The organism is Nostoc punctiforme PCC 73102, assembly GCF_000020025.1.
Lineage (GTDB): Bacteria > Cyanobacteriota > Cyanobacteriia > Cyanobacteriales > Nostocaceae > Nostoc > Nostoc punctiforme.
This window is the reverse complement of record NC_010628.1, coordinates 2,063,188-2,074,404: the sequence shown is the minus strand read 5'-3', so window position 1 is coordinate 2,074,404 and position 11,217 is coordinate 2,063,188. Positions and strand designations below refer to the sequence as shown.

Annotated in this window: 6 protein-coding genes; all 6 read left to right on the top strand. The window is 42.0% G+C overall.

Going from position 1 to position 11,217, the window contains the following annotated elements:
• Window positions 1–193 precede the first annotated feature (193 nt).
• The 6 genes from NPUN_RS08580 (at window position 194) to NPUN_RS08555 (ending at window position 11,045) form a co-directional block, all read left to right on the top strand.
• Complete coding sequence (locus NPUN_RS08580) at window positions 194–2,554, top strand: CBM96 family carbohydrate-binding protein (protein WP_012408379.1); 2,361 nt, start codon at window positions 194–196, stop codon at window positions 2,552–2,554.
• Between the two features lie 500 nt (window positions 2,555–3,054).
• Complete coding sequence (locus tag NPUN_RS08575; protein ID WP_012408378.1) at window positions 3,055–3,480, top strand: heavy metal-responsive transcriptional regulator; 426 nt, start codon at window positions 3,055–3,057, stop codon at window positions 3,478–3,480.
• A gap of 41 nt (window positions 3,481–3,521) precedes the next feature.
• Complete coding sequence (locus NPUN_RS08570; RefSeq protein WP_012408377.1) at window positions 3,522–4,202, top strand: response regulator transcription factor; 681 nt, start codon at window positions 3,522–3,524, stop codon at window positions 4,200–4,202.
• Window positions 4,203–4,252: 50 nt separating this feature from the next.
• Window positions 4,253–4,465 (top strand): ribbon-helix-helix protein, CopG family, encoded by a 213-nt coding sequence (locus tag NPUN_RS08565; RefSeq protein ID WP_012408376.1) that lies wholly within the window; start codon window positions 4,253–4,255, stop codon window positions 4,463–4,465.
• 609 nt (window positions 4,466–5,074) lie between these two features.
• A complete protein-coding gene (locus NPUN_RS08560; RefSeq protein WP_012408375.1) occupies window positions 5,075–6,343 on the top strand; it encodes a hypothetical protein in 1,269 nt (422 codons plus the stop codon).
• Window positions 6,344–6,365: 22 nt separating this feature from the next.
• The gene (locus NPUN_RS08555) at window positions 6,366–11,045 is read left to right on the top strand and encodes a response regulator (RefSeq protein WP_012408374.1); all 4,680 of its coding nucleotides are present in this window, start codon (window positions 6,366–6,368) and stop codon (window positions 11,043–11,045) included.
• Window positions 11,046–11,217 lie beyond the last annotated feature (172 nt).

Sequence of the window (11,217 nt, the reverse complement as noted above, 5' to 3'; positions counted from 1 at the left end):
AGGGCTTTGAGCCATTTTCTTTTTCCTCCCTTAACTTTTTCTTTGACTTTTGGAATAAATCTAAATTATTTTTGTTACTTCTATCCGATTTTTAGGCGTGAAACGTTGGAAGTAAGAATGAGCATTCATCATAATACTGTTGATTTTGTAAGACTTTTAGCGCTTAATACTTCACATTTTATTGGAGGCTTTCATGCTTTCTTGGATTCGTCATTCTCTATTTACAACTCTTTTATCTGTCGGAGTTCTCCAGAGCCTTCCCGTACAGGCCCAGGACACTCTGATGTTTCATGGCAATCGTCAACGTCATGGCTGGAACAATGCAGAGACAATTCTTACTCCCGCACTAGTTCGCAATGGTGGTTTTAGTAGACTTTGGGACTCACCACGTTTTAACAGTATAACTATTGGTGGAACCAGCTATGCGCCTCATCTCTACGCGACACCCCTCTACGCCGATAATGTTTTCATTTCCACAAGTTCTTTCACTGGAACTTTCAATGTTGTATTTGCTGCAACTAACAATGGCGATATCTATGCAGTCAATGCGTTTGCAAATGGTAATGTTAAGCCTGGTACAGTACTCTGGCGAACCAATTTAGGCACACCCGTCATTGTGCCAACCTCCTCGCTTCTTGAAGGCCCAATCCCAATGGGTATCCTGAGTACCCCAGTAATCGACCGTACAAACTACTCTCCAGGGCGGCTTTATGTTGCTAGCGTTGTTGACAATAGAGCAGGCGGAGAGTGGCGTGTCTTTGCACTCAATCTGAGTAACGGTGCGACTGTTTCTGGTTGGCCGACCACAGGTGTTCCAATTAACAACAGTGCATTGAATACAAACAACATTAACAAAAACGGTGGCAACGGGAAAGCAACTTTTGAAGCAGCAACTTTAATGTCACAACGCGGAGCGCTCAATATTAGTTCCCTTGGTAGTAAGCTTTACGTTCCGTTTGGCGGCTACAACGACACTGCTGCTGGTTGGTTGGTTGTGATCGATACTGCTAAGGCAACGATCCTCAGTGCCTTCTCTGCTGGACAGTCGTCTAAGGAGGTTAATGGTGGGATGTGGGGCGCGGGCGGTGTCAGCATCGATAGTGATAAGAATGTTTATGTAACCACAGGGAACAGTAGTCATCCGATTTATGATACTGCTGTTAATACCTGGGGAGAATCACTGCTCAAATTCGACTCGCCTCTGAGTATGTTGACAGGCACTTACACGCCTGCTGACTATATTGCCTTAGAGATTGGCGATATTGATATCGGTGGTAGTTCTCCTGTTGTTATTGACCTGAATCCAGCCACAACAGATGCACCAAAACTGGTTGCCTTCGGCGGTAAACAAGGGACTATTTACTTACTCAATCGGGCATCACTTCCAGGTAGCTTGACTAACCGTTCTGCAACCAATTTTCCAGAAAAGTCATTACTTGCCTCGTCTACTACTCATCCGTTGAATGTCTTTAGTCCTGATTCCAGTTTGCGTGGAAATGCTGAATATGCAAAGATGCGTAGCACGCCAGCTTATTTTAATAACGGCACTACTTACTATTTGTATGTCTCAGGTGTTAGTAAAACAACTGATAGCGATGGTGGCGCAACAACAAAGAGTGTACCTCCATCAATCGTGCGACTGCGTATTTCTCCATCTGGTGGTTATAACAATGGAGTTTCAGGGCGTTGGCCTTATCTGATCAATGATCTAAGTAACGATAATCTGCTGTTTCTTTCACCCGGCGCACCAGTAGTTACTAGCAATGGAAGCAATAACCCACTTGTCTGGGTGCTGGCGGCAAATGTGCGACGCTCAGACTCTCTCGTAAGTCCCACCACACCTCATCCAATTCTTTATGCGATTGATGGTAACGATCTTTCTCTACTTTGGAACAGCGCTAATTCTTGGAATGTCTGGAGCGATCAGACGACTTGGAATCGAAACGAGGCGCAACTTCAGGTTGGTGGGAAATATAGCACACCAACTGTTGCACATGGAACAGTTTTCGTTGGTACTGACCGCATTCAAGCTTTTGGATTGCCTGCTACCAATCCCACAGTGCTAACTCCAACTGCTGACACCTATGTTCGTGATGGAACTTATGCTAATACCAACTTTGGTACAGCTAGTACACTTGAAGTAAAGACCACTTCTAATATTGGTTTAAATCGCAACGCTTACTTTGCATTCAGCCTTAACGGAGTCAGCAGCATCAGTCGGGCGACGCTACGCTTATGTGTCAATACGAACGATGGTACGAGGGTGCCGTTAGATGTTTTTACGTCTACCCCGCTCTGGTCACAGAATACAATGACCTGGAACAATCAGCCTGGATTTGTCACATCGCCACTCAATCCAACCTCCATTTTAGTTAATGGAACCCAGTATATTTGGTATGAATTCGATGTTACTAATTATGTGCAGATGCAGAGGTCTGTGGGTGCGACAGCAATCAGCTTTGTCTTACACAGTCAGAATAATGCTGGTACTAATATCAACATCAAGTCTCGTGAAGCTAGTGTTAATCAACCACAGCTTGCGATCAATCCTTAAATCTGCCCGAAAACGAATTCTCGTTAGCCGGGGTGTTCAAACTTGAAGTTGTAGATAATAAATAATTGATCGGCATCTAGACACCCCGCAAGACCAAATTGATATGACCCTTGGTTGATCGCCAAGGGTTCCATTTTTGTTGGTTTGTTTTAACTGCGATCAAAATACTTGTTGATTCATGGTGTGCTAGTAAAAGCTGGAACACTTAATGTAAGCTAATATGCAATACGGTTCAAAGCGCTACTTGTACAAAATCGCGGGTTTTGAGACGCGATAAATCGCTGTCTCTACAAGTGTTTTGGTCTTATTTGAACTGTATTAAGCTAATATGCATTAACAATAGATATTTGAAAATATTTGAAAAATCAAAACTTAGTAATATCTCTAATTAAATAAAAATTTAAACTACTGACACCAAGATTTGGCTCAACTCTCATCTGAATTAATAAATTATTAGTATAAATATGTAATAATAATTACAATATTTGGGGAAATCTGCCGTGTTAACTCAGGAGACAAAACTGCTTTTAATTGGTCAGGTAACAGATATAAGCGGAATCCCTATCAGGACAATTCGCTATTACGAGAGTTTAGGTTTAATCAAATCATCAAGACGAACAGAGGGAGGCTTCCGCCAATTTTCATTGGATGTGCTGACTCGTCTAGCGTTCATTAAAAGGGCACAAAATCTTGGTCTTAGCTTAGAGGAGATTGGAAATATTCTTCAGGTCTATGACCAAGGACAAGCTCCTTGTGGTGAAATCAAAGAAAAGCTCCAGGACAAGCTTTTGCAAATTGATCGCCAAATCGATCAGTTGTTAACTTTGCGATCTGAAATAAAAGGATTACTTTCAGGCTGGAAGAATATCGGCGACCAGTATGAAGATACAATCTGTCCCATTATTCAAAATATCCCTCAGTGCTGAGAAACAGAAAAGAAGACAGAGGAGGTAGCAGAAGCAAACTTATGACAGCACATATCCTTTTGGTGGAAGATGAAGTCAAACTAGCACGATTTGTCGAATTAGAGTTAAGTAGCGAAGGATACCAAGTAAGTGTAGCACATGATGGGATTGCTGGTCTCACCCTAGCGCGAGACTCATCACCAGATTTAGCGATTCTGGATTGGATGTTACCAGGTTTAACAGGTTTAGAAATTTGTCGCCGTTTGCGAGCAACAGGTAGTACAGTACCAGTAATTTTACTGACGGCAAAAGATGAAGTGAGCGATCGCGTCGCCGGATTAGACGCGGGAGCCGATGATTATGTAGTTAAGCCCTTCAGCATAGAGGAACTACTAGCTAGAATTCGCGCCCATCTGCGCCGCACGCAAGAAACAGCCGAAGATTTGTTGCAATTTGAAGATTTAAGCTTAAATCGTCGCACTCGTGAAGTTTTTCGGGAAAAACGAAGCATTGAGTTAACAGCAAAAGAGTTTGACTTATTAGAATATCTCCTCTCACATCCTCGTCAGGTGTTTACTAGAGATCAAATTTTAGAGAAAGTTTGGGGTTATGATTTCATGGGTGATTCTAATATTATTGAAGTATATATTCGTTATCTGCGACTCAAATTAGAAGAGAATAATGAAAAGCGTTTGATTCATACAGTCCGTGGTGTAGGCTATGCACTACGGGAGCAATCATAATCGCTTGGTGATTTCGACAAAAAGCACAATTTTAAAGAAAAAAGAGGATCATGAATAAAAAATGGGCTGTTAAACGGCTAACAGTAAATCTCACCACTGAGGAAATGAAGAAACTTGAACACTACTGTGCTTTGACAGGAAGACCAGCAACAGACGTAATTCGAGAATTACTTCGATCTCTTGAGGTTGACAATACTGAAAACTCTGAAATGGCAACAGCAGACTCAAAAACAACAGTTGGCAGTTGGTCAAAATCACAGTAACTATTCACCAGAATATCCTGCCAAATCTCAAAAATCTGCTAGCTATCTTGAATTACCAATAGGATTCAAGGCAATACTTCTCGGTTAAAGGAAAAGGGTAAGGGATGAATTTAAGCCCTTACCTTTATTCCCTTAAGCTTTTCCTAGAACACACTTCTCTTCTAATGGTGCGGCATAGCTATTTATAGAACCCAATACTGCTCGGGGTTTGGATTTTAAACTGAAATTGGTTTGGGCAAAAGGTTAGTGGGTTTGAATTAAAGGTTTTTTATTTCCCTTTGCCATTCCTCTTTTCTCCTTAATCGACAGGTATTGAGGGCAATCTGGGTTTGTTCTCGTTGCTGAGCGGTCAAGTCGCTTCTCTACGAGACGCTCTTGCTAGCTTGTTTCGACCTAGGAGTACGCTCAAATTAAAAATTGCAAGATGCTCTTGCAAAAAATACTAATCAGACAGTCAAGGGGCAGGTATATAAAAGTAATGCCTTTTTTGTTTGCCATGTCTTAACAAGCATATATTTTGGGCATCATAATTCCAAGCTGAATACATAAGCTAGCAGCCAGAAAACTCTCTGGCAGCAAGTTTTTTATTTACAACTATAGTATTGACCTATGGCAGATAGTTTTATACGTTATCTCTCTATTTCTCCACATAGTTCTTACACTGGGTTGATTTGGAGATGCCTACAGATTCAATTAGGAGTAATCTGTAGCGTAGGTATTTGGACATTATCAGAAGCTAAGTTACAAGCTGCCCAAGCACATCAGACCTGGAATTCACCTTCCGAATTGACTGAGGGAGCCACCAAAGTAAATCCTGAGCCAACACCTATTTTGATGGCGGCACCCGAAAACTTCAATCCTGATTTGCAATTACCCCCAGTGTTACCCTCACCCCCGCAGAATTCTAGTCCACCAAAAACTTCCATTGAACCACCGGAGGATTCTAGCCCACCTAAGACTTCTACCGAACCAAGAACGCCGGATGCAGTTTTGGAAAGCATTCATACGGACTATCGCTATGACACAGATAACTTTGGCCAAACCAATTTCTTTTTTGAACCAACGGTTCAGTTTCGATTGAATAATGGCAATAAAATATTTGTGAAAACAGGTTTTAACTTATTTGAACAACGCGGTGTTGAATCAATTACGAATTTTCCCTTGCAAGTTGGATGGCAAGGAAAAATTGGTCAAGTGACTCTGCAAACAGCAGCCGGAGTCGATGTCTTCAATAGTTTACCTAAAGCTATCAATCTCAATGCTAAGGTGGAGGCTCCCATTTCGCCACCGCAAGTTTCATCATCAGGTCGATTGCTATCGGTAGTAGTACTATCAGGTAATTTAGAACAAGGGCCTTATAAATCCAATGCCCGAACTTTAGAAAATCAAATTACTGCTTGGCGATTTGGGCCTGATTTATATTGGCAAATTGACGGTGATACCAGCTTGTTTTCATCATTGCGTTTGGGTAGTTACAACGATGGTAATTCCGAGGTGCAGTCATTTAGTCGGCTAGAACGCAAGTTCGGACAGTTTTCTCTGGCAGCTAACTTATTCACTTGGAATTTCGATCGCGATTTAGAACGCACAAGTGGCTATTTTTCCCCACCAGATTTTCTGGTTTACAACGCTGAGGTGGCTTGGGAAGGAGATATTGCTAATTTCTTACGCTGTCGACTCGCTGCCAACTTAGGACAGCAGCGACTTAAAGGAGAATTTGATAACGCCAATACTTATCAAACGCGCTGTACGGTCAAGGTTTCACCAAATATAGAGGCAGACCTTGGCTATAGCTTTAGTAATGTTCGCAATCAAGAAACTGGGGGAAGTGCTTACGGTGGTAATTCCTTGACAGGACAGTTGCGAGTCAAATTTTAGTAGTCACTGATAAGGCTGAAGAATGAAAGCACCATTACCTGATAACGAAATACAGCGAATCGAATCTCTTTTGGAGTATAAGATCCTCGATACTCATTCGGAAGCTGCCTTTGACGATCTCACCCATTTAGCCTCATATATTTGTGGCACTCCTATTGCCTTAATCAGTTTAATTGATAGCGATCGCCAGTGGTTCAAATCCAAAGTTGGAATGGAAGCCCTAGAAACACCGCGAGATTTGGCTTTCTGCGCCCATGCTATTCTGCAACCAGAAGTTTTTGTTGTGCCTGATGCCACACAAGACGAAAGGTTTGCGACAAACCCGCTAGTCACTTCTGACCCGGATATTCGATTTTATGCTGGTGTACCACTAACTAACCCTGAAGGATATGCGCTAGGAACACTTTGTGTAATTGACCGTGTACCAAGAAACCTCTCTCCAGAACAAGTTGAAGCATTGCGAATTATCGGTCGCCAGGTAATCAAGCAATTAGAAATGCGGCGTAACTTAGCAAGTTTGGTATTGGTCACTCATACACGCAAACAGGCACACAAGAGACGCAAACAATTTTTTAAAACAGTAGCCGGAGGGTTTGGGTTAGCATCGGCAATTTTAGTTTTGATTGGCGTGATTTCTTATCAAAACACACGCATATTGATTGATGCTAGTAATCAGGTACAAAAAACCCAAGGTAAAATCAATAAGCTAGAAGAATTACTGTCCGAGATGAAGGATGCTGAAACTGGACAACGCGGTTATATCCTGACTGGACAAGAAAGTTATCTGGAACCTTATCAAGCAGTAGTTGTAAATATCGATCAAAAAATTGTAGAACTGAAGGATTTAATCGCAGATCAACCAAGCCAACAAAACCAGTTTGCCGCCCTTGAATCTCTGATAGCTGCAAAATTTGCCATACTCAAGCAGACTATATACCTGCGTCAAAATCAGGGGTTCGAGGCAGCGTTGCAGGTAATCCAGACAAATCATGGGAAATATATTATGGATGATATTCGCAAGGTCATCCATGAGATCGAGAATGAGGATAAAAGGTTGCTTCAACAGCAGTCACAAGCAGCAAAAGCCAGTGCAAACAACACAGTTTTGACACTTGCGATCGCTATTTGCCTAGGTTTTATCACTCTGGCTATAGTCTACTACTTCATTTATCGTGAGGTAAAAGAACGTAAATTAACAGAGGAAACGCTAAACCAAGAACGCAACTTTATTTCAGCAGTTCTTGATACAGCTAGTGCTTTGGTAATAGTTCTGGATACACAAGGGCAGATCGTTCGCTTCAATCAAGCTTGTGAACAAACAACAGGTTACTCATTCGATGAGGTGAGAGGAAGGCATTTCTGGAACCTGTTTCTCATTCCTGAACAGGTAGAACCGGTTAAAGCAGTTTTTGAACAGTTGCGAACTGGTGAAGCGCCCAAAGAATATGAAAATTATTGGGTAGCAAAGGATGGTAGTCTGCGGCTGATTTCATGGGCTAATGCTATTTTGCAAGATCATGAGGGTTGCGTTGAATACATTGTTGCTACAGGTATTGACATTAGCGATGCCTACGATGAGCTTCGTTTACGCAAACGAGCAGAACAGCACCTCAAAGCCCAGTACTCTACAACGCGCGTCTTAGCAGAGTCAACTACAATCAGTGAAGCTATGCCCCAAATTCTGCAAGGAATCTGCGAGAGTTTGGAATGGGATTTAAGTGAAATTTGGATGGTAAATCAGCGAGTGAATCTACTATCTTTGCTGAATTCATGGTATAAAATGTCTTCAGAAATGCAAGAATTTGAGATCCTTAGTCAGCAGATCATCTTTGCACCAGGAATTGGCCTACCTGGTCGTGTCTGGGTGAGTTCTGAACCTGTTTGGATTGTTGATGTAGTTAAAGACAAAGATTTCATTCGCTCTCAAATGGCTGTCCAAGCAGAACTGCACGGAGCTTTTGGTTTTCCGATCCATAGTGGTAAAAAAATCCTTGGTGTCATTACCTGCTTTAGCCATGAAATCCAGCAACCCGACCCAGATTTGGCAAAAGTCATGAATTCTATTGGTGAGCAAGTAGGGCAGTTTATTGAGCGCAAGCAGGCAGAAGAAGAACTCCAACGCCAAAATTTGCGATCGCAACTATTTACTGAAATCACCCTCAAGATTCGTCAGTCTTTGAAAATCCAAGAAATTCTCCAAGTCAGTGTTACAGAGGTACAAAAAATTCTCCATAGCGATCGAGTTTTGATTTATCAACCTTTGACAGATGGATCTGGAAGCACTGTGGTTGAAGCAGTAGTTTCTGGCTGGCTGACAATTAAAGAGAAAAAACTCACTGATTCTTATTTTCAAGCGGAATATACACAACAGTACTATCTACAGCAATATCGTCAAAAACGGAATCTAGAGCTTGCTGACTTAGATATAGTGGAAATTCAAAAAAGGCACATAGAATTACTGCAACAATTTGGGGTCAAATCCAATTTAGTCATACCCATTCTTGTCAAAGAAGAACTCTGCGGTTTGCTAATTGTCCATCAGTGTGGCAGTTCCCGCCAGTGGTCTAGCTTTGAAACTCATCTTTTACGACAAATAGCCGATCAAGTAGGTATTGCCTTAGCCCAAGCCCAAATGTTGTATGCAGAAACTCAACAGCGAAGAGAACTTGAGGTTGCTCGTCATCAAGCTGAATTAGCTTCTAAAACCAAAAGTGCCTTTTTAGCAAACATGAGTCATGAAATCCGGACTCCGATGAATGCTGTGCTGGGGATGACAGGTTTAATGTTAGAAACTCCCCTAAACTCGGAGCAACAGGATTTTATCGAAACTATTCGTATTAGTGGAGATGCTCTTTTAAGCCTCATCAACGAAATTTTGGATTTGTCCAAACTTGAGGCTGGGGAAATGGCACTAGAAACTCTAGATTTTGACTTATCTACCTGTCTAGAAGAGGTGTTGGAATTATTAGCTCCCTCAGCCCATAATAAAGGATTAGAAATTGCAGCCTTAATCTATCCCAACGTTCCCACCCAACTCCAAGGCGATGCTGGCCGCTTGCGGCAAATTCTTATGAACCTGATCAGCAATGCGATCAAGTTCACCAGCAATGGAGAGGTAGTAGTCAGAGCAGAATTGCGTTCGCTTTCCTCTACTACAGCCACCATCTATTTTGCCATCACAGATACCGGTCTTGGCATTACCTTTGAAGACCAATGCAGACTTTTTACCCCATTTACCCAAGTAGATGCTTCCAACACCCGCAAGTATGGCGGCACAGGTTTGGGATTAGCCATCTGCAAGCAACTGGTAAGCTTGATGGGAGGAGAAATTGGGGTAGAAAGTCGATTGGGTAAAGGATCTAAATTTTGGTTTGAAGTCACTTTCGCCCAGCAACTTTACCCGATTTCCTCAGAAAGCGAACGCGAACTTCTGATTAATCGACGCTTGTTAGTGGTGGATGATAATGCCACTAATCGCAAAATCATCCACCATCAAGCTACCCGTTGGGGAATGCTCGTAGATCAGGCTGCTTCGGCTACTATTGCCCTCAAAGCTATTGAGGAGACTGCCAAGCAAAAAAATCTCTATGACATTGCTGTGATTGATATGCACATGCCAGAAGTAGATGGCATGACCTTGGGAGAGCAAATTAAAGCAAATTCAGCGATCGCTGGGCTACCTTTGATTATGCTGACCTCTACTAATCAACGCGATGAAATCCAACGAGCGCTAAAAATAGGATTTGCGGCTTATTTGGTCAAACCTGTTAAGCCGTCCCGACTCCTCGATACCATCATGACTATCTTAGGAACGCAGATAAAGGAGGAGACAGAAGTCAGAAGTCAAGAGTTCAAACTAAAAGATTACGAAAACAACAGCAACGATCATTCTTCTAGCTCCCGCCTCCTGGCTCGTGACTTCCATAAATTAAGAATTCTCTTAGCTGAAGATAATCTGGTGAATCAGAAAGTTGCTTTGAAGCAACTCCAAAGCCTAGGTTATAGCGCTGATGTTGCTGGTAATGGGAAAGAAGTTTTGCAGCTATTAGAAAAAATCCCCTACGATTTAATTTTGATGGATTGCCAAATGCCAGTTCTCGACGGTTTAGAAACTACAAAAGAAATTCATCGTTGGCAAGAAAGCAGCTTTGTCAGTAGTCGTCGCCCTGTAGTAATTGCGATGACAGCTAATGCGATGAAAGAAGATCAACAGATGTGTCTAGATGCGGGAATGGACGACTATCTGAGCAAGCCAGTAATCAAAGAAAAATTGGCGGCGGCGCTACAGCGTTGGGGAAGTGTGATATTCCAGGCAAAAGAAATATATGTTTTAGAGCAGAAGAAAGGTTCTAAAACAGATGTAGGTTCAGTTGACCTCCCAATTGATTGGGAACGCTTGCATCAACTCTCAGAAAACAACCCAGAATTTGAATTGGAACTACTGGAAATATTTGTTGAAGATATGCAACCTCGTTTAGAGATTATTAAAATAGCGATCGCAGATAATGACTATGAGCAGCTAGCGCTCCAAACCCATCAAATTAAAGGTGCTAGCGCCAATGTTGGAGCTACAACCATGCATCTAGCAGCACAAAAATTAGAACAATTAGCTCACAATCAAGAACGTCGAGGTACTACTCACTTAATCTCAGAGTTAGAAGATTTTGTTAAATGTATCCAAGAGTTTTTAATCACGAGATAAGGAAGCGGCCGTAAATAGTTGTTGGGATAAGAAAATAGGCAATAGCTATAAGGGTTTTAATCCAATACAGTTCAGTTAAGCATCTCTTTCTTCTCTCTGCGTTCTCTGCGCCTTGGCGGTTCGTAAAAAAAAGACTTTGGTAACAGAGTTTTAGCCTTAACTGAACCGTATT